Source organism: Helicobacter mehlei (assembly GCF_003660265.1).
GTDB lineage: Bacteria > Campylobacterota > Campylobacteria > Campylobacterales > Helicobacteraceae > Helicobacter > Helicobacter mehlei.
On record NZ_QXQP01000013.1, the window covers coordinates 1 to 25140 of the forward strand.

26 protein-coding genes are annotated in these 25140 nt (G+C 45.7%); 13 read left to right on the plus strand and 13 right to left on the minus strand.

The window, feature by feature from the left end:
* The first annotated feature begins 68 nt into the window (after positions 1–68).
* From EAO36_RS05280 to EAO36_RS05300, 5 genes are all read left to right on the plus strand, one after another.
* A complete protein-coding gene (locus tag EAO36_RS05280) occupies positions 69–1196 on the plus strand; it encodes a succinyldiaminopimelate transaminase (protein ID WP_120948485.1) in 1128 nt (375 codons plus the stop codon).
* The gene (gene murC / locus EAO36_RS05285) at positions 1190–2524 is read left to right on the plus strand and encodes a UDP-N-acetylmuramate--L-alanine ligase (RefSeq protein WP_120948484.1); all 1335 of its coding nucleotides are present in this window, start codon (positions 1190–1192) and stop codon (positions 2522–2524) included. Before EAO36_RS05280 ends, murC begins: the two co-directional genes overlap by 7 nt.
* Positions 2524–2868 carry a hypothetical protein gene (locus EAO36_RS05290; protein ID WP_120948483.1) on the plus strand — a complete coding sequence of 115 codons (345 nt, stop codon included), beginning with the start codon at positions 2524–2526 and terminating at the stop codon, positions 2866–2868. The genes murC and EAO36_RS05290 overlap by 1 nt, the downstream gene beginning before the upstream one ends.
* Positions 2868–5090 carry an endonuclease MutS2 gene (locus EAO36_RS05295; protein WP_120948482.1) on the plus strand — a complete coding sequence of 741 codons (2223 nt, stop codon included), beginning with the start codon at positions 2868–2870 and terminating at the stop codon, positions 5088–5090. The genes EAO36_RS05290 and EAO36_RS05295 overlap by 1 nt, the downstream gene beginning before the upstream one ends.
* Positions 5091–5212: 122 nt before the next feature.
* Positions 5213–5578: a hypothetical protein gene (locus tag EAO36_RS05300; RefSeq protein ID WP_143928409.1), complete on the plus strand. Its 366-nt coding sequence runs from the start codon at positions 5213–5215 to the stop codon at positions 5576–5578.
* On the opposite strand, the gene mnmA is transcribed toward EAO36_RS05300, so the two are convergent.
* The 7 genes from mnmA to EAO36_RS05335 all read right to left on the minus strand — a co-directional run bounded on the left by mnmA (position 5528) and on the right by EAO36_RS05335 (position 12179).
* On the minus strand, positions 5528–6610 hold the full coding sequence (gene mnmA, locus EAO36_RS05305; RefSeq protein ID WP_120948481.1) for a tRNA 2-thiouridine(34) synthase MnmA: 1083 nt from the start codon (positions 6608–6610) through the stop codon (positions 5528–5530). The genes EAO36_RS05300 and mnmA overlap by 51 nt on opposite strands.
* A gap of 55 nt (positions 6611–6665) precedes the next feature.
* Positions 6666–7979, minus strand: a complete 1314-nt coding sequence (gene purB / locus EAO36_RS05310) for an adenylosuccinate lyase (RefSeq protein ID WP_120955801.1) — start codon at positions 7977–7979, stop codon at positions 6666–6668.
* A complete protein-coding gene (locus EAO36_RS05315) occupies positions 7979–8923 on the minus strand; it encodes a thiamine pyrophosphate-dependent enzyme (protein ID WP_120955802.1) in 945 nt (314 codons plus the stop codon). The genes purB and EAO36_RS05315 overlap by 1 nt, the downstream gene beginning before the upstream one ends.
* Positions 8924–8933: 10 nt before the next feature.
* The gene (locus tag EAO36_RS05320) at positions 8934–10157 is read right to left on the minus strand and encodes a 2-oxoacid:ferredoxin oxidoreductase subunit alpha (RefSeq protein WP_120948479.1); all 1224 of its coding nucleotides are present in this window, start codon (positions 10155–10157) and stop codon (positions 8934–8936) included.
* Positions 10147–10575 (minus strand): 4Fe-4S dicluster domain-containing protein, encoded by a 429-nt coding sequence (locus EAO36_RS05325; RefSeq protein WP_120948478.1) that lies wholly within the window; start codon positions 10573–10575, stop codon positions 10147–10149. The genes EAO36_RS05320 and EAO36_RS05325 overlap by 11 nt, the downstream gene beginning before the upstream one ends.
* A 9-nt stretch (positions 10576–10584) precedes the next feature.
* The gene (locus EAO36_RS05330; RefSeq protein ID WP_104759839.1) at positions 10585–11145 is read right to left on the minus strand and encodes a pyruvate flavodoxin oxidoreductase subunit gamma; all 561 of its coding nucleotides are present in this window, start codon (positions 11143–11145) and stop codon (positions 10585–10587) included.
* A gap of 248 nt (positions 11146–11393) precedes the next feature.
* Positions 11394–12179, minus strand: a complete 786-nt coding sequence (locus tag EAO36_RS05335) for a DsbA family protein (RefSeq protein WP_120948477.1) — start codon at positions 12177–12179, stop codon at positions 11394–11396.
* An 83-nt stretch (positions 12180–12262) separates the two neighbouring features.
* Between EAO36_RS05335 and fliR the strand changes: the two genes are divergently transcribed.
* On the plus strand, positions 12263–13030 hold the full coding sequence (gene fliR, locus EAO36_RS05340) for a flagellar biosynthetic protein FliR (RefSeq protein ID WP_120948476.1): 768 nt from the start codon (positions 12263–12265) through the stop codon (positions 13028–13030).
* On the opposite strand, the gene dapB is transcribed toward fliR, so the two are convergent.
* Genes dapB through EAO36_RS05370 form a run of 6 tightly spaced genes read right to left on the minus strand, consistent with a single transcriptional unit; the run spans position 13027 to position 17969 of the window.
* On the minus strand, positions 13027–13794 hold the full coding sequence (dapB, locus tag EAO36_RS05345; RefSeq protein ID WP_120948475.1) for a 4-hydroxy-tetrahydrodipicolinate reductase: 768 nt from the start codon (positions 13792–13794) through the stop codon (positions 13027–13029). The genes fliR and dapB overlap by 4 nt on opposite strands.
* Complete coding sequence (trxB, locus tag EAO36_RS05350; RefSeq protein ID WP_120948474.1) at positions 13794–14732, minus strand: thioredoxin-disulfide reductase; 939 nt, start codon at positions 14730–14732, stop codon at positions 13794–13796. Before trxB ends, dapB begins: the two co-directional genes overlap by 1 nt.
* A 6-nt stretch (positions 14733–14738) precedes the next feature.
* Complete coding sequence (gene trxA / locus EAO36_RS05355; protein ID WP_120948473.1) at positions 14739–15056, minus strand: thioredoxin; 318 nt, start codon at positions 15054–15056, stop codon at positions 14739–14741.
* 59 nt (positions 15057–15115) lie between these two features.
* Positions 15116–15454, minus strand: a complete 339-nt coding sequence (locus tag EAO36_RS05360; protein ID WP_120948472.1) for a YraN family protein — start codon at positions 15452–15454, stop codon at positions 15116–15118.
* Positions 15451–16668, minus strand: a complete 1218-nt coding sequence (locus EAO36_RS05365) for a homoserine dehydrogenase (RefSeq protein ID WP_120948471.1) — start codon at positions 16666–16668, stop codon at positions 15451–15453. Before EAO36_RS05365 ends, EAO36_RS05360 begins: the two co-directional genes overlap by 4 nt.
* A 41-nt stretch (positions 16669–16709) precedes the next feature.
* Positions 16710–17969: a cation:proton antiporter domain-containing protein gene (locus EAO36_RS05370; RefSeq protein WP_120948470.1), complete on the minus strand. Its 1260-nt coding sequence runs from the start codon at positions 17967–17969 to the stop codon at positions 16710–16712.
* Positions 17970–18091: 122 nt separating this feature from the next.
* Between EAO36_RS05370 and EAO36_RS05375 the strand changes: the two genes are divergently transcribed.
* The 7 genes from EAO36_RS05375 to EAO36_RS05405 all read left to right on the plus strand — a co-directional run bounded on the left by EAO36_RS05375 (position 18092) and on the right by EAO36_RS05405 (position 25132).
* Positions 18092–18415: a hypothetical protein gene (locus EAO36_RS05375; protein WP_120948469.1), complete on the plus strand. Its 324-nt coding sequence runs from the start codon at positions 18092–18094 to the stop codon at positions 18413–18415.
* Positions 18406–18711 (plus strand): CiaD-like domain-containing protein, encoded by a 306-nt coding sequence (locus tag EAO36_RS05380; RefSeq protein ID WP_120948468.1) that lies wholly within the window; start codon positions 18406–18408, stop codon positions 18709–18711. Before EAO36_RS05375 ends, EAO36_RS05380 begins: the two co-directional genes overlap by 10 nt.
* Before the next feature lie 50 nt (positions 18712–18761).
* Complete coding sequence (arsR, locus tag EAO36_RS05385; protein ID WP_120948467.1) at positions 18762–19445, plus strand: acid response regulator transcription factor ArsR; 684 nt, start codon at positions 18762–18764, stop codon at positions 19443–19445.
* A gap of 6 nt (positions 19446–19451) precedes the next feature.
* Positions 19452–20705, plus strand: a complete 1254-nt coding sequence (locus EAO36_RS05390; protein ID WP_120955803.1) for an ArsS family sensor histidine kinase — start codon at positions 19452–19454, stop codon at positions 20703–20705.
* Between the two features lie 105 nt (positions 20706–20810).
* Entirely contained in the window at positions 20811–21437 is a 627-nt protein-coding gene (locus EAO36_RS05395) for a hypothetical protein (RefSeq protein ID WP_120955804.1), read from the plus strand.
* A gap of 390 nt (positions 21438–21827) precedes the next feature.
* Complete coding sequence (locus EAO36_RS05400; RefSeq protein ID WP_120948464.1) at positions 21828–23558, plus strand: DUF262 domain-containing protein; 1731 nt, start codon at positions 21828–21830, stop codon at positions 23556–23558.
* Between the two features lie 11 nt (positions 23559–23569).
* A complete protein-coding gene (locus tag EAO36_RS05405) occupies positions 23570–25132 on the plus strand; it encodes a tetratricopeptide repeat protein (RefSeq protein WP_120955805.1) in 1563 nt (520 codons plus the stop codon).
* Positions 25133–25140 lie beyond the last annotated feature (8 nt).

Consider the following 25140-nt stretch of genomic DNA (forward strand, 5'->3'; position numbering starts at 1 on the left):
AACCACTCCATCCAAGAGGAGGGGGATTAGTTTTTGGGTATAATAGGGTATTTGAAGTGGAGAATGTGATGTTTGTGCCCTATCCCTTTGAACGCCTGCGCGCTTTGCTGAAAGATTTAACTCCCCCGCATTGTTTAGACCTTTCCATTGGAGAGCCCCAACTACCCACCCCGCCCAGTATCCAAGAGAGTTTGAAAGCCCATACGGAGGAGTTGCGTTTTTACCCCAAGAATGCGGGCGAGTCTTTTTTAAAACAAGCCCAAATAGATTTTGTGCAAAGGCGTTTTGGTGTGCGCTTGCAAGCCAATCAACTAATCCCTACCTTTGGTTCTAAAGAGGTTTTGTTTAGCTTGCCTGTTTTTTATCTCCATGACAAAGAACACCCCAAGATTGCTTTTTGCAACCCATTTTACCAAGTCTATTTAGCCAGCGCGCAAGTGGCTAAGGCACAGGTGATTGAGATGGAACTTAGCAAAGATAACCACTTTACCCCCACTTTGGACCCCAAGCACAAGCCCCACATGGTGATCTTAAATTCCCCTAACAACCCCACGGGGCGCACACTTAGTCTAGGGGAATTAAAAGAATGGGTGCAAAAGGCCTTGGATCAAAATTTCTTACTGGTCAATGATGAATGCTATAGCAATATCTATAGCGCATCGCCCCCACCCTCGATCTTGCAAGCCTGCTTAGAGGTGGGCAATACAGAATTTAAAAATATCTTGGCGATCAACTCCATTTCTAAGGCTCTAAGTGCTCCCGGACTTAGAAGTGGCTATGTTGCTGGAGATGCACAAATCCTACAGGCTTACCAAGTCTTTAGAAGTTACACGGGTTGTGCCATCCCCCTACCCCTCCAGCATGCCAGTGCGGTCGGCTGGAGCGACACACACGCCCAAGAGCAAATCCGCCAAATTTATGCCCACAACCTCAACCTAGCCCAAGAAATTCTGCAAGTACCCATCTTCCCGTCTAGTTTTTATGTATGGCTAGAAGTGCCAGAGGGGCAACATTTTACGCGTTATCTTTATAGCAAAGGAGTCAAGGTCTTGCCCGGGGATTTCTTGGGGACTCAAGAGAGTGCGCAAACCAAAAACTTTGTGCGAGTCGCCCTAGTTTATCCGCCTGAAGTGCTCCAAGAGGCGTTGCACACGCTTAAAAATGCTCTTAGAAGCTACCAGAGTTGCGCATGCTAGATCGCCCCATCCACACTTATAAAATCCATTTAATCGGCATTGGGGGGATTGGCATCTCAGGGCTGGCTAAATATCTCAAGGCTCAAGGGGCTATTGTGAGTGGTTCAGACATCGTGGAAAGCTCCATCACACGCTATTTAAGAGAGTTGGGTATTCCTATCACCATCCCCCATGACCCCAGTGCCCTTAGCGATCAAGAAGTGGTGATTCACTCAGCTATTATCAAGGTGGATAATGTCGAGATCGTGGCGGCGATGGAGAAAAATTGCATCATTTTGTCGCGTAAAAAAGCCCTAGAATACATCTTGGGCGATAAACGGGTGTTTAGCGTGTGTGGGGCGCATGGCAAGAGTAGCACAAGTGCGATGCTCAGTGCCCTATTACCCCATTTTGGGGCAATCATCGGGGCGACTTCTAAGGCCTTTGGCTCCAATGTCAAAGAGAGCAGTAGTCATAGCTTGGTCTTTGAAGCCGATGAATCCGATCAGAGTTTTTTACATTCCAACCCCTATTGTTCTCTTGTTACCAATGCAGAGGTGGAGCATTTAGAGGGCTACAACTATGATTTGGAAGCCTTTTACAACGCCTATACCCAGTTTTTAAGCTTAGGACAAAAGCGCGTGATCAATGCCGCCGATCCCTTTTTAAAGGGTTTGGACTTGGAGGCTACCCACCTTGATCCCACCAAAGACATCAGCGACATCTCCTATTTTCTCAAAGACGATGAGCCCTATACCCGTTTTAAGTTTAAAGATTACGGCTTTTTTGAAGTTTGGGGCTTAGGGGAGCACACCGCTAGCAACGCCGCGCTGGCGATCTTGGCTGCTTTGGGTGAATTGCCCTTAGAAACCTTGCGGGCTAATTTGCTGGATTACAAGGGCATTAAAAAGCGTTTTGATATTTTGCAAAAAGACGCGCTTATTCTTATTGACGACTACGCCCACCACCCCACCGAAATTCGTGCCACCCTGCAAGCCCTGCAAACCTATGCTAACTTGACCCAGCAAGATAGAGCCATCGTGATTTGGCAACCCCATAAATTCTCGCGTTTATTAGACAATTTAACGGCCTTTCAGAGCTGTTTTACAAGCCCGTTAGTCAGCCAGCTTTATATTTTGCCTGTCTATCGTGCCGGTGAGCCCCCCCAAGAGGTCAATATGCCCCATCTTTTCAAGCACCTCCAGCCCACCTTTATTGATCGCATGTGGCGCACCCAAGAGGGCTTGGGGCTATATGTGGGCGATCGCCTCATTTGCACCCTCAATCAAGGGCTTGTCATTGGTTTTGGAGCAGGGGATATTACTTCTCAGCTAAGAGGAGAATTATAGTGGGTGCTTGGGCTGTCTTACTTTTGGTTTTAGTCCTGCTTTGGCTTTTATTAAGGGATTTTGGCTTGATTGGTTTGAAGCAAAAGATCAGTGCTATTATCCTCTTGGGGGCTTTGGGAGCTTTTTTGATGTTTTATACCTACAAGCAAGATCAGGAGAATCAAAACCAAATGGCTCTGCAACGCGCCTTTTTGCGTGGCGAGACTCTCATTTGTCGCCATGTCCATGTCAATAACAAAGAATTTAATTTTGTGGCGGGTACGCTGAGCTTTTTGGGCAAAAAAAACACCCCCAAGCAGGGCATGCTCTTGGATTTACAAACCTGCATGCTGGCTAAACCCTAATGTCTTTGATTGCCCAATTAGATTTAACACGCTTTATAGAACACTTTAGCACCTTTCTGGCCCGACCTAAAGATTTTGCCTTAAATCCGCTACCCCCTAACATTTGGGAACATTTGCAAGAATTGGAACACTTAGATTGCACACCTCCCCCTACGCTCATCTGTCTTAAAGACGCGCTCAAAGCTTTCAAAAAAGGGGGGTTGTGGCGTTTAGATACGCTGTTTGCTTTCGTGCAAATCGCGCGCTATTTTGCCTACCTCAAAGCCCTAGCCAACCCTAAACAACACCCGCATTTATATGCCTATTTAGATAATATCCACTTCCCCCCAGCCCTGCTAGAACTTGGCACGCACATGCAAGACACCCCCGCGCTTAAAAGCGGATTTTACCCCGATTTAGACGCATTGTCAGAGAGTCTAGCGCGCTTGCAAGCCCAGCAAAAAAAACTCTTGAATCAAATTTTAAGTAAGTCGGGCTTACAGCCCTATCTTGTGGATCGCCAAGTGCATTTTGTCAATGGCGCAGAAAGCTTATTGGTCAAGCCCGGTTTTAGTGTGGCGATCAAAGGGCAGGTGATTTTGCGATCCCACATGGGGTATTTTTACATTGAGCCCTTAGAAGCGCGCGATTTGAGCCGTAAAATCCAAGAGGTGCAGAATAAGATTGAGGAAAACCTAGCGCGCATTTGCGCACATTGGAGCGGACTTTTACGCCCCCATTTTTTATTTTTGCGCTTTATCAACCACGAGTTTGACTATGTTGATCACATCATCGCGCGGGTGCAATTTGCCAAAAGCGCAAATTTGAGTTTTATCAAGCCTAATGACCGCGGGGATTTTGCCTTAAGCCACTTTGCCCACCCTAACCTCAACAATCCTAAACCCATTTCTTTGCGCTTTGATCGATCTCTTCTGCTCATCACGGGAGTCAATACGGGGGGTAAAACGATGTTGCTCAAATCCATTTTAAGCGCGGTGTTTCTAGCGAAACATTTTTTGCCCTTTAAAATCCACGCCCCCACTTCTAGCATTCCCCACATTGAAAATATCCAAGCTATTATCAACGACCCCCAAAATAGCCAAAATGACATTTCTACCTTCGCCGGGCGCATGCTAGACTTCCAACGTGCCCTAAACACGCCCCAACTCCTGCTAGGAGTCGATGAAATCGAGCTAGGCACAGATGCCTCAGAAGCTAGCTGTCTTTACAAGGTGTTATTAGAAAAATTAATGGCACAGGGGGCCAAGATTGTGGTAACCACCCACCATAAGCACTTAGCCTTACTCTTAGCCAAAAACCACGCCGTCCAGCTCCTAGCCGCCCACTTTGACCCCCAAGCCCAGCTCCCCACCTACACCTTTAGCCCCGGGCTCATTGGTAAGAGTTACGCCTTTGAAAGTGCCTTGCGTTATGGCTTATCCCCAGAACTTATTGAGCAAGCCCGTGGGTTGTATGGAGCAGAACAAGAGAATTTAAACGCCTTGATTGAGCGCACCAGCGCGCTAGAACAAGAGCTAAGAGTCCAATACGCCCAGCTTGAAGAGGCTAAAAAGATCCATAGCCAACAAATCCAAGAGGAGCTAGAACAACTCCAAGCTAAGGCCCAAGCCCAGCAAGCCAAACAAAGCGCGCTGGAAAAGAGCTACCAGCAAGCCTTAAGAGCCTTGCAAGACACGCTTAAGGAATTTGAACGCACCCAAAATAAAAGCCACGCCCACCAGCAAATCCAAGTCATCAAGGCAAGCCTGACACAATCCAAGCCCACCCAAACCCTTAAGCCCCCTAAACCTCCAGCCCTCACGCAAGGCGCGTATGTACGCTACAAAAACCAGTTAGGCACAATTATGGGCCTTAATAAAGAGAGCTGTCTAGTGGCTTTAGACAATGGCTTGAAAATCAAGATCAACGCCCAAGAACTCACCTTAGCCACTCCCCCCAAGATTCCCACCCAAGTCAAGCTAGAGCGTAAGCCCACAGCGACAGCCTCCATGCGCTTAGATGTGCGCGCCCTAGAGGTGCTAGAAGCCTTGCAAGAAGCCCAAGACTTCTTAGCCAATGCGCTTTTGGCAGGCTTTGAAGAGGTCTTAATTGTGCATGGCAAGGGCAAGGGGATTTTACGCCAAGCCTTAAGAGAGTGGCTCAAAAAACACCCCAAAGTGATTGCCTTTGAGGACGCACCCTACAACTTGGGTGGCTCAGGCGCACAGGTGGTGAAAATTTAAGGGGGAGTTTATAAAAAAGCCACCTCCTTTCCTAACACTTTGGATACCCCCTCAAACAAACCTAAGGCTTCCTATGCTAGAATGCGCAACCAAGTAAAGCACAAGGGATAATTGATGGGGTATTGCGGGCATTAGTTTTACTGACCCTTCTGGTAGGCTATTCTAGGGCCTATGTTGAATTAGACGATGAAGGCAGAGGGTTGGAGTTAAGTTTTTCTAATTTATCAGTTTTGAGTATCGAGTCGATGATTGCCAGCAAAAAAGAAAGGCGTCTGTTCAATGCCATGGTCGATGCCTTGATTTTGGGAGACATGAATACTGCCATTCAAAGATTGACGGCTTATAAGGGGTTGGGCTTGCGATCGGGTGCGTACGATCGCTTTGTGAGCAAGTGCCAAAAGCATGTCAAAATCCACCTACCCGTTCTCACCAACGCCTCAAGCGTGTTGAGCGGTGCTTACCATGTCAGCTTCCATTGGCGTTTTTGAACTCTTGGTGATCACCCCCCCACCCAACACACAATCTCTTTGATAAACCACTAGGGCTTGTCCTAGTGCCACACCATAAACGGGCTCTTCAAAGTGTGCATAGATGATTCCATCTTTTAGGCTGATGTGTGCTTTTGTGGGCGTGCTCCTATAGCGCACCTTAACAAGATATGTGCCCTCTTGGAAGTCAATGGGTAGGGATTTATTTTGCGCTTCGATATAGCTAATGGCTAAGTCCTCTTTCTTGCCCACAATGATTTCATTTTGCGCCGGCGCAATGCCCATAACAAAATGTGGTTCATGCGCACCCTTGATGGTGAAACCCTTACGCTTACCAATGGTGTAATGCATGTAGCCCTTGTGCGTACCAATAACCTCCCCGCTGGCATTACGCACAAGCCCTGCGGTATCAACCTGCAGATGTTTTTTAAGCGTGTCAATGTAGGAAGTCTCCACAAAACAAATCTCTTGGGATTCTTTGTAAGTTTGCAAAGTCCCTAAAAAGGGCATGGCTTCTAGGGCTTTGGGCTTGATCTCCTCTTTGAGCAAATCGCCCAAGGGGAAGATAAGCGCATTAATCGCTCTTTGGGGCAGGGCATAGAGAAAATAACTCTGATCCTTGCTTAAATCGCGCGCCTCTTGAATGCGTAACACCCCCCGTACTTCTTGCAAGCGTGCATAATGCCCGGTGGCCATTTTTTCATAACCCCGATTGAGGGCAAATTCTAGACCCAGCCCAAACTTCATCAGGGGGTTACACAACGCACAAGGGTTAGGCGTTTGCCCCTGTTGGTAAGAATCGATAAAGACTTGATAGACTTGTTGCTTGAAGGCTTCTTGCAAATCCAGCACTTCAAAGGGGATTTTTAAAAACTGTGCTACTTCTTGGCAGTTTTTAATATAAATGGCGTGCTTTTCCTCTTTGTCATGCAATTTCAAATATAAACCCAAGAGATCATGCCCGGCTTGTTGTAACAAATACGCACTATAGGAGCTATCCACCCCCCCACTCATCAAAACAGCGATTTTCATTTAGGTTCTTTTAAGTTTGATGGGCAAGACTATATTTTTTTAGCTAAAAAAAGGCTTAACACCCAAAGACTCGCGTAAAAATCTTAGCGGTATTGGCTAAATAGTAGGGCAGATCAAAACACGCCTTGATGGCGTCCGGATCGACATGCTTTAAGCGCGTATCAGCTAAAAGATAGGTCAAAAATAAATCGGGCTCTCTACTCTGCCCTTGTTGCAAATGCGCCCAAACCTTTTGGGCACTCTCTTGCACAATGGCATAACTCTCCTGTTTGCTAAAGCCCAGTTTAGGCAATTCTAGCGACACCCGTTGGGAAAAGACCAACCCACCGGTTAAATGCAAGTTTTTCAGCATGTTCTCCGGATAGACCACCAAACTTTTTAATAGCGTGGTCAATCTATCCAACATAAAGTCAGTGGTGGTGAAAATATCGGGAAAAATAAAGCGTTCTACCGAGCTATGGCTAATATCGCGTTCATGCCAAAGGGCGACATTCTCCATCATCGGCACGGCATACCCCCTAATCATACGGCAAAGTCCGGTAATGTTTTCGCTCAAAACGGGGTTGCGTTTATGGGGCATGGCTGAGCTTCCCTTTTGACCCTTGCTAAAATATTCCTCCGCCTCATAAACTTCCGTGCGTTGGTAGTGGCGGATATTCACCGCAATTTTTTCACAACTGCTAGCCATTAGAGCCAAGGTATTGATCACACGAGCATGGCGATCGCGACCGATCACCTGATTGGTGATCTTGGCTACTTTAAGCCCCAAAATTTGGCAAGTGATTTCCTCTAGCTCCATAGGGACATGGGCTAAGTTTCCCATCGCCCCGCTCACCATACCAACGCCGATCTCTTCTAGGGCAATACGCAGGGCATCTAAATGGCGCTGCATCTCCTCATACCACAACGCCCACACCAGTCCAAAGCTCATTGGCTCACCATGGATGCCATGACTTCTGCCGACCATCAAGGTTTCTTGAAACTCATAAGCCCGGGTTTTGAGCACGGCTAGAAGTTCTTGTGTATCTGTAATAATGATCTGCAAACTCTCTTGGAGTAAGAGAGCTAGAGCGGTGTCAATGCAATCGCTAGAGGTGATCCCATAGTGGAAAAAGCGTCCCTCGGGTCCCAAATTCTCACACACTGCATTGACAAAGGCAATCACATCATGTTTGGTGGTCTGCTCGATAGCATCAATACGCTCCAGGCTAAAATAGGCTTTTTGAATCTTGGCACAATCCTCTTCGCTAACAAACCCCAAGGCATGCCAAGCTTGCACAACCGCCTTTTCCACACGCAAATACGCCTCGAATTTATTTTGCACGCTCCAAAGTTGCGCCATCGGCGCACGCGCATAGCGATCGAGCATTAAACTTTAGCTTCTTCGCGACGTTGCAGGTATTCCCAACGCGCATCCACATCTTTTTGCAGAGATTCAATGATATGTTCGTTTTCTTTCTTAAACAAGTGGGCAAAGCGTTTTTGCACACCCAAATAATCGCGCACGGGCAGGACATTGCGTGGGCGGTAGGTGATCTTGAGCTCCTTGCCATCAAAAATCTCAAAGAGGGGGAAGATCAGGCAATCTACCGCCAAGTCGGTCATTTCAATCGCCAAACTAGAATGGTATTTCCACTCAGTTGGGCATGGGCTAAGTGCGTTGATAAAACAAGGTCCCTCTGTGTCTAGGGCTGTTTTGATTTTTTTGTGCATATCCTTCCATTTGTTGGGGGCAAGCTGGGCGGTGTAGGGGATGCCATGGGCTGCCATGATGAGGGGCAAGTCTTTTTTGCGCTCTTTTTTGCCAAAGCTAACCTTGCCTGCTGGCGTGGTGCTGGTGCTCGCCCCCATAGGCGTGCTCCCACTGCGTTGCCCGCCGGTGTTGGCGTAGTTTTCATTGTCCAAGCAAATATAGGTCATGTCATGTCCGCGCTCCAAGCACCCGCTAATGAATTGGAATCCAATATCATAGCTCGCACCATCGCCCCCAAAGGCGACAAATTTGGGGCGTTGCCCCTTGTATTTGCCCTTGTTAGCTAGGGCTTTATACATGCTCTCCACCCCACTAATGGCTGTAGAGCCATTCTCAAAGCCCACATGAATCCAAGGCACATCCCAAGAAGTGTGGGGATAGACAGCCGAACACACTTCCAAACAGCCCGTAGAATTGCCCAAAACAATGGGCCCCTCAATGGCGTTTAGCACTTCTCTAACAATGATTCCATGCCCACACCCCGGGCAAAGTAGGTGCGAACCTTCAAATTTCTCAGCCGATTGGCTAAAACTCTTGAGTGTTTTGACTTCTCTAACCATATTTTACTCCTTAAAAAAAAGACAATTTAGGACCATTGAGTCCGATGAATTGTTGGGTGGGGTGGGTCAGCGTGCCTTTTTGTACATCCTGAACCAATTCGTCAAAAATGCCATCTAAATCTGCTTGGGTTAAGTCGCGTCCACCTAGCCCATAGATGTAATTACTCAGCACCGGATGCTTACACCCTTTTGCCTGATACAGACTGGCGGCCAACTCGTTAAACATCGCGCCCATCGCACCTGAAGGCGAACTTTTATCCATAATGGCTAAGGCTTTGGCGTTTTTGAGCACCTCGCCGACTTGCTCAAAGGGGAAAGGTCTGAGTAAATGCGTGGTGACCACGCCCGCTTTAATGCCCTTTTGTCTGGCTTTCTTGGCAGCCACAATAGCAGATTCGTAGGTCGTACCCAACGCAAAGATCAACACCTCTGCATCCTCTGCCATGAAAGATTCCACAATGTGGTAACGCCGGCCTGTGATCTTGGCAAAATCGCTAAATACGCTCTCTAAAACGGCTTTAGAGTGCATGATGGCATGGTGGAGTTTGGCTTTATGCTCAAAATGCCATTCTTCCTCAGCCTGTGCACCATAGCTTACTGGACGATCAAAATCGAGCATGGGATGCACGCCCACATAATCTCCTACAAATTCATAAGCCACCTCATCGCTTAAGGGGCGGACATTTTGTACGGTGTGGGAGGATAAAAACCCATCTTGATGCACCATGACCGGCACGCGCACTTCCGTGTGCTCAGCCAGCTTAAAAGCCATCAAGGTAAAGTCATAGACCTCTTGGGGATTGCAAGTGCATAGATGGATCCACCCACTATCGCGCCCCAAATACATATCTGAGTGATCGCAATGGATGTTCAAAGGTGAAGCCAGCGCACGGTTAGCCACATTTAAAACGATAGGCAAGCGCATCCCAGAAGCTTGGTAGAGCACTTCAATCATCAGGGCAAAACCTTGCGAGCTAGTGGCGGTGCTCACCCGCCCCCCAGCAGCAGCGGCACCCACACACGCACTCATGGCGGCATGTTCGGACTCCACGAGCACAAACTCACCATCAATGTAGCCATTATCCTTAAAAGAGCCGTAATTTTGGATAATGGGCGTGGAGGGAGTGATAGGGTAGGCAGCCACAACATCTACTTGGGCTTGCCTGAGCGCATGCGCACTAGCGGTACAACCATCCCATGCTTCCACTTCATTCATCGTGTAATTAGAAGCCATTGTAACCCCCCTCAGTGCGGTAGCTTTTCTTTTTAATCCCCTCAGCTTTGCTGGGCCACTTGGTCAGTGCTTCCTCTACGGGTTCTAAATTGTCAAACATCAACAAAGATTTGGGGTTAGTGGGGCAGACATCCACGCACACCCCGCAACCTTTGCAATGCTCATAGTCAATCCCACTCATCTTGCCCTCACGGGACAAAATAGAGGCATCGGGGCAATAGACCCAACAATTGAAACAGTTGATACAAACTTGTTCATTATGCACGGGTTTTTCCACACGCCAATGCGAAACACTCGCTTTAAAAGAACTCTCTTGAGTATAACTACGCTCGTTGTTGTGCTTGCTCAGCTCTTCTTGCCCTTGCTTTTCAAAGGGGAAGAGAACCGCTCCAATCTCAAAATCTTGCCAATTTTTCATGTGAATCCTTTATTTGACTTGTTCGTAAGCTTGATCGATGGCTAGCATGTTGGCATCAATCAAAGCTTGGGGCATTTTCTTACCCAACACTTCTTTAAAAGTGCTTTTAAAAAACTCCAACTCCAACATGCCAGAGACTTTCATCAAAGCCCCTAACATTGGTGTGTTGGGGATGGGGCGTTTGATGGTATCCATCGCGATTTTAATGCAATTTAGCGTGTAGAGTTTTTTATCTGCCAAATTGGGCTTTTTCTCCAGCAACTCCTCACGGCTCAGATGGGTGGTGATGATATAGGTGGTGTCCTCTTTTTCATTTTCGGTGATGTCGGTGATAAAAGTCAAACCCGGGTCGATCACCAACACATAATCTGGCTCCATGAATTTTTCATGGTTTAAAATGGGCTCGGAGTCGATGCGGTTATAAGCCGTCATGGCTGCTCCCCTTTTAGCCGAACCATAGACTGCAAAGCCCTGCACCTCTTTACCTGTCGTGGCCACCACATCGGCTAAACCCTTAGCACCTGTAACAGCACCCTGCCCAGCTCTAGCATGCCATCTAATTTGCAACATCGCTTCTCCTTTGATTAATCATTTTAGTTGTGTTTTGGGATTATACAAGATTCTAGGTAAAATATAGCGATCTTATTGCGGACTAAAGTTTGGTCGTTTCAAAAAAGCGCACTTTTTAAAGAACTCAGAAGAATTTTTAGGGGAGTGGGAAGAACTTAAAACCCACTTGGGGAGCATAATTTTCGGGTCTCAAAAGATCATAAGCGAACAGCTTTGCCACCCCCTGATCAACCTCCCTTGATAGAGGGTTACTTTTTACCAGCTGTGCTAGACCCTTCGTATTCATAAATAAAGGGCACGCCTTTAACCAGCTTGGTATCCAAAACTTGTTTGGTTACCTTTTCGACTTCTTGGAGTTTATCATCGAGTACATCAGAGGGCGAAACTTTATAAGCAGTGGCATAGACCTTGTTGAGCAAATCAATTTTAGCCTCTGTGCTGTGTTTATTTTTGATTTGGCTCAAAATATGAGCTGCTTTGAAATTAGATTCCTTGCCCAAGAATCCAACAAGCACCATATGCACGTTAGCATTTTTAAGCCTCTCATGGACATTGCCCAACTCATTACGGCAATGCGGGCAAGAGGGGTCAGAAATGATGTAAAGGTCTTTTTTGACACCCTTAGTGCTGGATTTGAGCGTGATCACATAATCTTTGGGGATTGCTTGGAATAATTTATTGAGGGCCACACTATGTTGTTGCCTAAAATTATGGACTTGAGAGTCATGGAAAATGCCATCCACCAAGTCCAAATCATCCTTATTCCCACTAAAAAACATACCGGTCAAGCCGACTGCCAAAGAACCACTCCGATTCACCAAAAAAGGGATGTGGTATTTGGTGTCTGGATCTTGGACCACCACTACTTGGAACTCTTTATTGGATTTTAAGGGGAAGGTTTCTAGCACCTCCACTTTCTTATTGATCTGCTTGTTGATGAGTTGCACCACACTTGTAGCCAACTTGCTATCCACACTTGCTTTTGCCCCCATTAAGCTGGCACACACCGCTAACACATACAAGACCTTTTGCATATATCCTCTTTTCAAAAATTTCCGCGCATTCTAACACCAAAAGGCTAACACGCATATTAAAATCTCTACGCTATAATGCAGGTATGTTAGATTGGTTGGCTTATTTAAGCGATCAGAGGGTAGAGGCGTTTTTATTGCTATTTTTACGCCTAAGTAGCGTGGTAGCCCTCTTTCCCTTTTTTGATAACAATTTGATCCCGCTCTCCATTAGGGGGGCTTTGGGTTTCTTTTTGACGTTGGTTTTTTACCCCAATTTGCCCCATACAGCCCTCAATTTGAGTCCGGAAATCTTTTTGATCGCCTGCATCTCTGAAGTGTTGCTAGGCTTATGTGCCTCTTTTTTCTTGCATGTGGTCTTCAATGCGATCGCCTTTGCGACCGATACCATTAGCTTTTCAATGGGCTTGACCATGGCCAGTGCTTACGATCCGCTCTCAGGAGCGCAAAAGGCGGTTGTAGGGCAGGTGGTCTTGCTCTTGGCCATTTTGATCATGCTCCAAACCTCCATGCATCATTACATTATTCTATGGGTGCAACACAGCCTAGAGCAGGTGCCCTTGGGAGGATTTGTGTTGAGCAACCACATGGTGCAAGCTAGTGTAAAAGCCTTAGCCCACCTCTTTATCGTGGGCTTTAGCATGGCCTTTCCAATCTTGGCGATGGTGATGTTAAGCGATGTGATCTTTGGGATGATCATGAAAACCCACCCCCAATTTAACCTTTTGGCTGTAGGCTTCCCCCTTAAAATCGCCATCGCCTTTATTGGACTAATCTTGATTTTGGTCTCCATCATCGATCGCTTCAAAAGCGAGATGTTACACGCCTTCCAAGCGATCAAGAGTCTTTTTTAGACATATAAATTTTGGATATTGTAGAGTCCGGGTTGTTGGGATACTAGCCACTTGGCTGCTTGCAGAGCACCCTTGGCAAAGATGTTGCGATCGGTGGCAATGTGGGTGAGTTCCAAATACTCCCCATCTAAGTAAAAACCCACAGTGTGTTTCCCCACCACATCGCCTCCACGCAGACTCACAAACCCGATCTCGTCTGTTTGGCGTTGATTTTCCCGTTTGGTTTGGGAGACTTGATCAAAAACCAAATCCCGAGCTTGCGCGCAGGTTTGTCCTAAAATCAAGGCACTCCCACTAGGGGCATCTTTTTTGTAGCGGTGGTGCATCTCGGTAATTTCAATATCAGCTTCTTGTAAGTCCTTAGCCACCGATCCCACAATCTTATTTAAAACTGCCATGCCAATGGACATATTAGGCGTGTGCAAGACAGGAACCACTTGACTTAATTTTCTAATAGCCTGCCAAGTTTGCTCCTCAAGCCCTGTTGTCCCCGAAACTAAGGGTTTGGGTGTTTGGAGCAAAAACTCAATGAGTTTAGAAGAAGCCTTGGGTAAGGAAAAGTCAATCACCAAATCGCAATGGGCTAAAAACTGCTCCAGGTCATTGGTAACAAAAGCATCTTCGGGGAGCACTTGGGCTAAATGCATGCTCAGGTTTTGGCGCACAAATACACTTGTTAAACAAAGGTCGCTGTGTTTTTGGATTTCGCGCACCAGCAAGCCCCCCACCTTGCCACTCGCCCCAAATACGCCGATGTTGAGCATCAGTGGTGTGAATCCAAATAGGCAATACAAGAAAGTGCTGCAGTGGCACCATCTCCAGCTGCACACACCACTTGTTTAGGTGCGTTCGTGCGGATATCCCCGGCAGCAAAAAAGCCCGGCAAATTGGTTTTCATGTTCAAATCCACCAATACAGAGCCATAAGAATCACACGCACACAACATGCTCCCGTCCTCTTGCTTTAAAACCTCGTTATTGACATCATAGCCCACAAAGACAAAGATAACGGGCACGACTAATTCTTGGATTGTCCCGGTTTGGGTGTTTTTCAACACCACCGCATTCACCCCGTTACCATCACCCTTAATTTCCTCCACCACGGCAGGTGTGATGAACTCGATTTTGGGGTTGTTTCTAGCGTGTTCTATGGTAACAGGGGCTGCCCTAAAACCATCGCGCCGGTGGATGAGGTAAACCTTGCTACACATTTTGGTTAAAAAAAGTGCCTCTTCTAGGGCTGTATCCCCGCCACCCAAAACCGCCACTTCTTTATTTTTGTAAAAAAACCCATCACAGGTTGCACAGGTGCTAACACCCTTGCCAAAGAACTCATTTTCCCCCTTGATACCTGCCCTCTTGGGCCGCCCACCGGTGGCCAAGATCACGCTTCTAGCCGGCGTAACCTTGCCATCATCAGTGTGAATCAAGTAATGTTTATCTTGGGTGCTGATCTTGCTCACCGCGACCATTTCTTGCTTGAGACCAAAGCGGAAACATTGTTCTTGCCAGGGTTGCATAAAATCAATACCACTGAGCACCTCTTTAATGCCCGGATAATTTTCAATCTCGCTACTAGTGGTGATTTGGCCTCCGGGCATACCCTTTTCAAACAAGATCACATCTTTAACACCGCCCCTAGTGGCGTACAAACCCGCACTCAGACCAGCTGGACCTCCGCCCACAATCGCTAAATCAATCATGAGAGACTAGAGCAACTTATCAATGTTGTCTTTGAGGGCCTGTTTGGAGAGCGCGCCCACGGTTTGATTCATCACCTGACCATCCTTCATGTAAAGCACGGTGGGGATGCTTCTAATACCATATTTAGCAGACAATTCATCTTGCTCGTCTGTATTGACTTTGCAAATCTTGGCTTTACCTTCGTATTCGCTGGCTAGCTCATCAATGATGGGAGAGAGCATTTTGCAAGGACCACACCAAGGTGCCCAAAAATCTACAACAACCGCCCCACTATTGGTAACACTTTCAAAATTCTCATGCGTCAATTCAATATAATGTGCCATTTTTAACTCCTAATTTTTTGTTTGGATTTGAATTTTATTCAAGCTTCCCTTTATATCCGCTAAAACCCGATGTTTTCTAGCCACTCTAGGGTATGTCTGCCTAAAGCCCCCCTGATGACAAGTGCATCGATACAAAAATCATAAGGCATGGGATTTTCTTGCAAAAACACCTGGATACTTTGGTGGATTTTGCCCAGTTTAACGGGCGTGATCGCATAGAGTGGCTCGGCGTGCGTGTGGCTCTTGACCTCCACAAAATGCAACACCTCCTCTTTAAGCGCGATGATGTCAATTTCGCCATAACGGCAATAAAAATTACGCTTGAGGATGGCACACCCATGCGCGCTCAAAAAAGCACAAGCAATCTCTTCGGCTAAGAGCCCCTTGGCATAGCTCATGGATACAAACGCATGGCATAAATGCCTTGCAACTCCGGGATTTGTCGGCATAGCAAAAGAGCTTGCTGGATATGGGCTTGAGTGGCAATCTCTGTGATCACAATGCAGGTTTTATCCTCTTGGAAGTAGGCACAAATTTTAATGTGGCATTCTTCTAGCACAGGGGAGATTAAGGAGAGTGGATTGTTATACTGGCTTAAATCCACGCGCAAATAATAAGCACTTTGGATTTCTTGAGGAGTTTTTAGGGTGTGTGGGGTTGGGCTAGTGGGATAAAATTTTTTATTCAAAACACCCATTAAATCGCCTACCACCGCGCTAGCTGTCGCTAATCCACCCGCTCCTGCTCCATAATAAAAGCTCTCACCCAAACAATCCCCTAGCACACAAACACCATTCATCACCCCCTCCACACGGGCTAAAACGTGGTTTTGATCCAGCAAGACTGGGCACACACTCAAAGCAATTTTATCCCCTTGCTTGTGGGCTAAGGCTAGGTGCTTGATGGTGCGTTCCAATCTCTTAGCGTAGTGCATGTCTATGAGTTTAATCCGCTCAATGCCCTCTATGAACATTTCATCCAAGCTAGGTTGGATATGAAAAGCCAAAAAGGTTAAAATCAACAGCTTGTGTGCGCTGTCCAGCCCGCTAATATCTAGATGGGCGTTGGCCTCTGCATACCCCAAAGCTTGGGCTTGTTGCAAGGCACTTGCAAAATCCTGTCCTTGCTCCATTTGGCTTAGAATAAAATTAGTCGTGCCATTTAAAATCCCTTGAATACCCAACACTTCATTAGCCCCCAACCCCTCTTGAAGTGCGTTGAGAATGGGAAGCCCCCCACACACACTGGCTTCAAAGCCCATCGCCCCTAAATTCTGCAAGCTGTAGTAATGTTGGGCGAGCATGGCTTTATTAGCCGTTACAAACCCCTTCTTTTGCTTTAAAGCCCTTTGCGCCACTTGGAAGGCTTGTTCCACCCCCCCCATTAACTCCACCACCACATCAATACTAGGATCCTCTAAAATATCCTCAAGACGATCACTCAAGGGGAAATCCACCGCCCTTTTTTTGCTTAAATCCTGCACCACGCCCCTTGTGATGACCAATTCATGCCCGCATCTCTTGGCAATGAGCGCGCGGTTTTTCTTTAAAATCTCTACCACACCCATGCCCACACAGCCCAGCCCGATAATGCCGATATTCAAAATTCCCATTGACCTACCACCACTTTATACTACCGATTATTCTAACACAATTAACTCTTGACTTCCTCTTTGCTAGCCGTTTGGGATGGACGTTTATGGGTGAGAAAATCTGCTAAAGCATCTAAGTACTTCAGCATAAAGGGCGTAACCAACATGGAAAACACGATCATCAAAACCAAGAATTGCTGGATGTCTGTAGAAACCACTTGAATAATGCCTTTTTCGCGTAAAAAAACCAATAATCCTTCGTGCTTTTGCAAGGTCAAGAGGTGGTGCTTGCTGGCACTCAAAAACACCACCAGTGCAAACTCGCCAATCTGGGCGAGTGAGAGAGCGGCTCTAATGGCACTTTTGGCATCTCTAAAGATACGCAAAATCCCATAGAGCAACCCCACTTTTAAAGACATGGTCAAGCCCAGCAACAGCACCACCGCAAAGAAGTTGGCGATCAAAAAATTTAGGCGGATTTGCATCCCCACGGTAACAAAAAAAAGCCCCAAGAAAATATTTTTCAAAGGCGCAAAATCCTCTTGAACGCGGATTCGGTAACGCGATTTAGAAATGGCCATGCCCGCCACAAAAGCCCCTAACGACATGGAAAAGCCAAAAAAATGGCTCAGACTTGCTGCTCCAAAGACGATTAGCAAGATTGTCCCCATAAAGAGCTCGGGCAAACGGCTTTCAGCTGCCAAGTTTAAAATCTTGGTGGCGACCTGTCTGCCGGGCAATAATAAGAGCAATAAAATAATGGTGGCTGATATGGCGGTTTTGATCAAGAGATTAGCAAAATTCGCATTCTCATCGCCCATGAGCATTAAAATCAGCAACATGGGGATGGCTGCGATGTCTTGGAAGATCAAAATCCCCACGACAATTTTACCAGTGGTAGTATTAAGCTGTTTACTCTCCTCGAAGAATTTTAACACAATGGCAGTTGAAGAGAGAGAAAAACCCATGCCCACCACCAAAGAAAAACCCCAAGAAGACCCCATCACAAAGTAGCCAAAGAACAGCAAAAGCAAGGAAGTCGCAATCACTTGTAGTCCGCCAAATAATAGGACCTCTTGTTTCATGCTCTTGAGCTTGTCAAAGTTAAATTCAATGCCAATCATGAACATCAAAAATACAATGCCAAAGTCAGCGATCTCAGAGAGAGATTCAAAATCCTCAATATGGAATAAAAGGGCGATCACCAATCCGGTTAGAATATAGCCAATAATAACGGGCATCTCGATTTTTTTGAGGAGCAAGCCACTCACTACACTCAAACCCAACCCCACCACGACCACATACAAAGCATGTGTTTCCATGAAAAGCCCTTAATTTTATTCGATCCCTTGATGGCACTTTAAAAAAATACCGATCTTGCAAAGCAATTATTAAAAGTGCCTATTATATAATAAGTTGAATAAACAATAAGGGGTCTAGTGGCGTGGAAAAGACGATTGCGCTGGCAAGTATTTACGAATTGCAGGGGCTTAAAGAGCAGGCACTAGAGATTTACAAGAGCGTTTTAACCCACAACCCCCAGCATAAAGAAGCCTTGCAAGGGGCTAGACGCCTCGAGTCTCTTGTGCCTCATAAAAGACCCAGCACACCACAAACACAGACCCTCACTTTAGAAAAAAAGGCCACGCTGACCCAATACGCTCCCTTGCAACATTTTCAGGTACAAAACATGCGGACTTTCTTTATCCAAGCGACCAGCCAGGCCGAGTTACAAGCCATTGAGGAGTGGCTAGAACGATGGAATTAAAAAATATTATCTCCCAAACTCTCAACGAAATTGATCGGGTGCAAAAAGTCCCTAAGCCTAGCAGTCCCACCCCGCCCAAAGCCCCCAAAGAAGCCAGCTCTAAACAGACCATCTCGCCCATTTCTCAAGAGGAGAGAGAGTTTTTAAAGGACTTGGAGCAAAAAACCCTCGTTTTGTTTGAAGGACTCAAATCCCCCCAAACTAAGAATTTACCCGCTAAATTGGATTTGGTAGTTAATTACTTGCAATACCAGCTTTACATGGTGCAAGAGAGACTGAAAAACTACCAAGAGTGAATTTATCAGATTTGTGTTAAGATTAATGGCAAGTTAATAAAGAGGTGTTGATGGTTAAAGTGTTGATGATTGAAGATGATGTGGAGTTGGCGGAAATTTTAAGCGAGTTTTTAAACCAACATGGTATTGAGGTGATGAATTACGATGAACCCTACACGGGGATCAGCGCAGCCACCACGCAACATTACGATTTATTGTTGTTAGATTTGACCTTGCCCAACTTAGATGGGTTGGAGGTTTGCAAGAAAATTTCCAAGCAAAAGGACATCCCCATCATCATCTCTTCAGCTAGAAATGATATTAACGACAAGGTCGAAGCCCTAGAGTGTGGTGCTGATGATTATATCCCCAAACCCTATGACCCCAAAGAGCTTTTGGCGCGGATTCAATCCCTCCTCAGACGTTATAACAAAAAACCCCTGGTAGAGGGGGTCGCCCAGCCTAAAAACAACCTTTTTAGAATTGACAAGGATTCGCGTGAGGTCTATATGAAAAATAAAAAGTTGGAGCTCACACGCGCAGAATATGAGATCTTAACCTTGTTGATTAGCAAAAAGGGGTATGTGTTTTCTAGGGAGTCGATTGCCATTGAATCGGAGTCGATTAACCCCGAGAGTTCCAATAAAAGCATTGATGTGATCATTGGGCGTTTGCGCTCCAAGATTGAAAAAGACCCCAAAAAACCCAAACATATCATTTCTGTGCGAGGAGTGGGCTATAAGCTAGAGTTTTAGGTTAAGATGTCCTTTTCTATCTTTAGCAAGATTGTTTTTTTGTTTGTGATCTCTTTGGTGAGCTTTGCCGCCTTTTCTTACTACTTCATCCGCTCCCAAATTGATCATGAAAATTTCCAAACCCAAATCCGCCACCAGCAATTCATCACCACCATTAACCAAGTTTTAGCCGATCGCAGTAACCGCTACTCTGCTGAGGTGTATTTGCATGAATTGGGTTTTCAAGAGGTCAATCAAAACGAATTAAACGAGGTTCTAGCCCAGCACAAAGACATGGTGGAACATAGCGAAAACCCTCTAGCCAAAATCATCAAGGTGGGTAATAAAATTTTTATCTCGCTCAAAAATCAGGGCGATACGGTGCTTTACAAAGAGATTCACAAAACTTCTTACCGCAACTACTACTTTGCCATCTCAGTAGGGGCTTTTTTGATTATTGTCATTTTCATGTTCATGTTGCAGGGCTTTATCCCCATCAATGAGTTACGCAAAAAGGTGCATCTATTTTCCAATGGAGAGATGGATATTGAATGTAAGATCGATCAAAAAGATGAGATTGGCGATCTGGCTCTAGCCTTTGATAATGCCATTAAAAAGATCAAGGGCATGAACGAATCACGTATTTTATTCTTGCGCGCCATCATGCACGAGCTTAGAACCCCCATCGCTAAGGGCATGATTGTTGCCGAAATGGTGGATAATGCTTTGCAAAAAGAGAGACTCCTAGCCACCTTTAAACGACTCAACTCCTTAATCGAGCAATTTGCCCGCATCGAACAACTCTCCTCTAAGAACTACAAAGTAACCAAAGAGATTTTTTACATGGACAAGCTCTTAGAACATGTCAAAAGCATGCTCTTATTGGAGCGGGGCAATACTTGTATCCGCTTTGAGGGTCCCAATGGGGCTTTTGAAACGGACTTCCAGCTATTTGCTTTGGCGGTTAAAAATCTCTTGGATAATGCGCTCAAATACAGCGTTGATAAACGGGCACATATTGAGGTCGCCGGCGCAGATGTGATCATCTCCAACCGCGCTCCAGCCCTCAAAGAAGACCTTATGCATTACTTCAAGCCCTATTTCCACCATGAAAATCCCAACGATGGGCATGGCTTTGGGCTGGGCATGTATATCATTAAAAGTGCCCTAGATACTTTGGAGCTACGCTTGAGCTACACCCATCAAGATGGGATCAACTTCTTTATGATCCATGGCTGTATCTTGCAAAAATTCACCCCGCTTTTTTCTAAGCATGGCTAGTTGGCATTAAAAATTAGCGTAAATAATACCGATGTAGGAATTTACCCCGCCATGATTTGTCTAGGACATGGTGTTAGTGAAAATTAAATATAAAAAGGATTTACAATGGGTTATTGGAAGCATTCTTATTATCGAGGGATTAAATTGAGCCGATCGGAGGCACGAATTGGCGTGAAGTTGTTTGAGCATGGTCTTAATTATCTCAGTGCCAAGCAAGAGGAAGAGCAAAGAAGGGTTCAGCTGGAAAGGGAATATGAGCATGAGGTGAATTTGCAACACCACTATGATGAGTTGGGGACTATGATTAAGGATATAAAAAACACGCTTGTTAGCCAAAATACCAAAAATAGTCAAGTCGTCCAGCCTACAGAAGTGGTTACTTTTGATACCATAATCGAGAATATTATGAGCAACCCAACGGTTATCAGTCTTGCTAATGAGTTTCTCTTTAGTTTGCAATCTTTGACCACTTCTATCAACAACTCAATCGAGCAATCTCGCCAAGAGACTAGTGAAGGGGTCAAAGCTCTTAGTAATGTCCTTGACAAGATGCAAGAAAACCAAGCCAAATCTGACGAAAAGTTTAACCAACTGCTCAACGAGATGAGGGAGGACAGAAAACAGTTCCAACAAACACTCGTTGCCAATGCTAATCCAAATGCAGTTAGTGGGGATGATCTATACGAAGTGAAGGAAATCCAAAAAGTAATTATAACGACTTGCAGGATATAAAAGCAACGGTTCTTGCTATGCTTGATAGAAAAACTAGAGATAAAGACGAAAAAGCCAAGTTGTTACCGACCTTAGGACCAGTCCTAAAACTTTAAGAGTCTTTAGCTTGGAGGGGGACTCAAAACCCTCATAAAATCTGCTTTTTGATGCAAAAATCAGTCTCCCATGCGGATCGCTTGGAAACCCAATAGCGGGGCAGGGCTCACCTCTGTAGGTGGCTTGACTAAAAATTGTGTGCGTGCTTTAGGTTAGTAGTTGATGAACAAACGCGCATATAGACTCTCTGTCTTATTAGCCTTTTGGGCGGGCATTAGGCTTTAATTGCCCTATTTGCCCTCCATGAATCAAGCCATGTTAGAATAAAAACCTACATTTTGATCGGAGGTTTTTATGGCAAGTAAGTTAGAAATGAGCACTTTACAAATGGATATTTTAGACTATCTGTCTAAAAATAAATTTGTGGTGCCAGAGTATCAAAGGGATTATGCGTGGGAGTTAAAAGAGTGTTCGCAGTTGTGGGAGGACATCACGGCGTTTTTTGAGGGGGGGGGGGGGGGTGAGCTTGATCAAAACCCCTACTTCTTGGGATCGGTTGTCATTTACCCCATTAAGGATCAAAAGCACATCGTGGATGGGCAACAGCGCACCACGACTTTAATGCTGTTACTCAAAGCCATGCACGCCAAACTCACCCGTGAAAACAATGGCAAAATGCAACGCTTGTTAGACAATCTTGCCTCTTGTCTGTGGGAGATTGATGGTGTTACAGGTGAGCCAAACCCCGCTAAGCCCCACTTAGTCAGCCACGCCATCAGTGGGGACAAGCACCAAATCTTGCAAAACATCTTAGAAAAGGGGCTAGAGCAAGATGAGGAGCAAGATAGCTCAAACTATGAAAAAAACTACCGCTATTTTTGCGCCCGCTTAGATGAGTTTGCCACAGAGCACCCCACGACTTTCCACAATCTATGTTTATGTGTGTTGCACTCTTGTATTGTGCTCTCTGTAGAGTGTGGGGGGTCAGCCAGTGAAGATGAACGCTTAGAATACGCCTTAAGGGTCTTTAACACGCTCAACACGAGGGGACTCCCTTTAAATGACACAGACATTTTTAAAAGCGTGATTTTTTCTAGCAGGAGTGGGCAAGAGAGAGAGGCATTTATTGCGCAGTGGCAAGAGTTAGAGCAATTAAAATACAACAAAGAAGAAGACGGACTCCCTTTTCTCTTTAGACTTGGTATGCACAACTTGCGGGCGCGCCATGGGGATAAAAGTCGCGAAATTGGCTTGCGCCCTTTCTTTTTGAACAAGCACCGCAACCTACTCAAAGATGGCTCGATCATGCAAGAAATTGCAAAAATGCGGGAGTATTGGTATGGCAATGGAGGGACACGCAATTACAGCCTTAAATCACACCATCTTTATGATGTCCTTTGCGCTTTAGAGAATGGGTATTGGCAATTCTTGGATGGAGCTTACTATGTGTATTGTCTAGAGAATGGCAAGGACTATCTTAAAGGGCATGAGGAACTTTTAATGCGGACATGCGCGCACTTTTTGGTCTATACCATCAGTCGGCACTCCGGGCAGATTAAAGACCTGATCTACCATGCCTACACTTCACTTTACAAAACAGGCACCATAGACTTTAAAGCGGGGAGTCAAGATATTTTAGAGGGCGTGGTTACTACCCAGAGGAGCGAATACACTTTCCGCACTTTCTTTGAAGCGGCGCAAACAAAGAGACTCACAAAATCCCTTTTGGCTCTCAACATGTGTTTAAAATACCCCGAGCAACCCACAGGGGTTTGTGAAAAACCCGAGATCGAGCACATTTTCCCCAAAAAGTGGCAGACAAATTATGTCAAGCTTAGCCCAAAAGAGGCAAATGCTTTAGTCGAGTCTATTGGCAACAAGATCCTTTTAGAAAAACCGCTTAACATCAAGGCGAGCAATGGTTATTTTGATGCCAAAAAGAGCAAGTATGCCAAATCCAAGTTCTTAGAGGCGCAGGACTTAGCCAAATTCCCCAAAAGCGATTGGCTGCTAGAGGACATCAAAGCCCGCACAGAGGAGATTTACCAGCGTCTGTATGCGTTTTTCAAAGAATATGCGGTGTAGGGAGGTATGCGGTGATCGAGCGGGTGGGTTTAGAGTTTGCAGAGCGTCAAAGGCTTGAGGGTAACTTTGCAGAGTTTGCAAAGAGTTCTTATAAAGGACACTACCCACGCTCAAAAGACATTACCAAAGATTTAAATCAATGTTTGGAAAAGATCGGGTGGGTGTGTGCGCTTTACAAAACGCCTTTTAAGCTTTTAGGTCCTAAAGGCGTGCAAAGCGTGGAGAGCATGCTCATTTTTGCCCCCCAGTCTATCTTGCAAGAGGATTTGGTCAATACAGCCAAGTTAGAGAGGGCACATGGGTTTTATGTGTGTTGGGCAAATTTAGATGATGACAACGGACATATTTGGTTGATCACTTGTGGGGCGCAAAATCTCAAAGAAGCCCAAAACACCCCCGCCTTTACCAAACTCTTTAAAAACAGCAGGGGCACATGCCATGCCCAATACCACTTTGATACTTACCGCTATGCCCTTGATTTTTTAAGACTGGTGGCGTTGTTTGATGATCTGCCCGTGCAGGACTTTAAAGCGGGGGGTGAGGGTTCTAACCAAGCCTTCCCTAGAAAGGTAGATGTTTATTTTTTAAGAGCCCTCCGAGCAGACAACCATAGATATTTTCAAAAAGCCATCAGATACTATGAAAAGAGTGCGGAGTTGGGCGATGTGGAGGGTTTTTATCAAATCGGTGAGATCTATCACCATTATAGACCAACAGGGATTACAGAATGCCCTAACTTTGCCAAAGCTCTAGAATATTTTAAAAAAGCGGGAGAAATGGGGGATTTTAGGGCTTATGAAATGTTAGGGCGTTTTTACGCTAGGGGTAATGGGGTGGCTGTGGATATCCAACAAAGCTTAGGATACCTGAATTTAGCAGCGGATATGGGTTCTGAAATCGCTTGTTTTAATTTGGCAGACATATATCTTTATAATGAGGGGGTTAAAGACCCTGAAAAAGCCCAGGCATATTACAATAAAGCCATCAAAATGGGCAAGAGCAAGCTAGAGAGGGCGCGCATTTGCCACAGAGTGGCTAAGAGATACTTAGAGCATAGCCAGGGGGCGGGCTTAGATAAGGAAGACAAAAAGGCGGTGTTTTATTATCAAAAAGCAGCCATATTGGCTACAGAGGTCTTTGGTGCAGAGGCATATAACCGGATGGCGTATTGGGGCAAAAAATACTATAGCTATGCACAAACTCTAGAGTGGTGTCTCCAAGCCATTGAGCTAGGCAACACGAAGCTTTATACCTATGTGGGGCGGAGCTATTACGAGGGCAGGGGGTGCGTGCAAAACTACCAAAAAGCCCTAGAATACTTCCAAAAGGCAATCGCAATCAAAGAGGACTACGAAGCCTATTTTGCGTTGGCCGAGATGTATTTTAATGGCGAGGGGGTGCCACAAGACTATTCTAAGGCACTTGCCTATTACACAAAGGCACTTGGAGGAAGGTATGAAAAACAAGAGGTTTTCCGCCGATTAAGCCAAATCTACGACAAGGGCTTGGGTGTAGAACCCGATTTAAAGAAGGCGTTTGAATACCTCAAAAAGTCTTGTGGGATGTGGGATTAAGAGGTTTA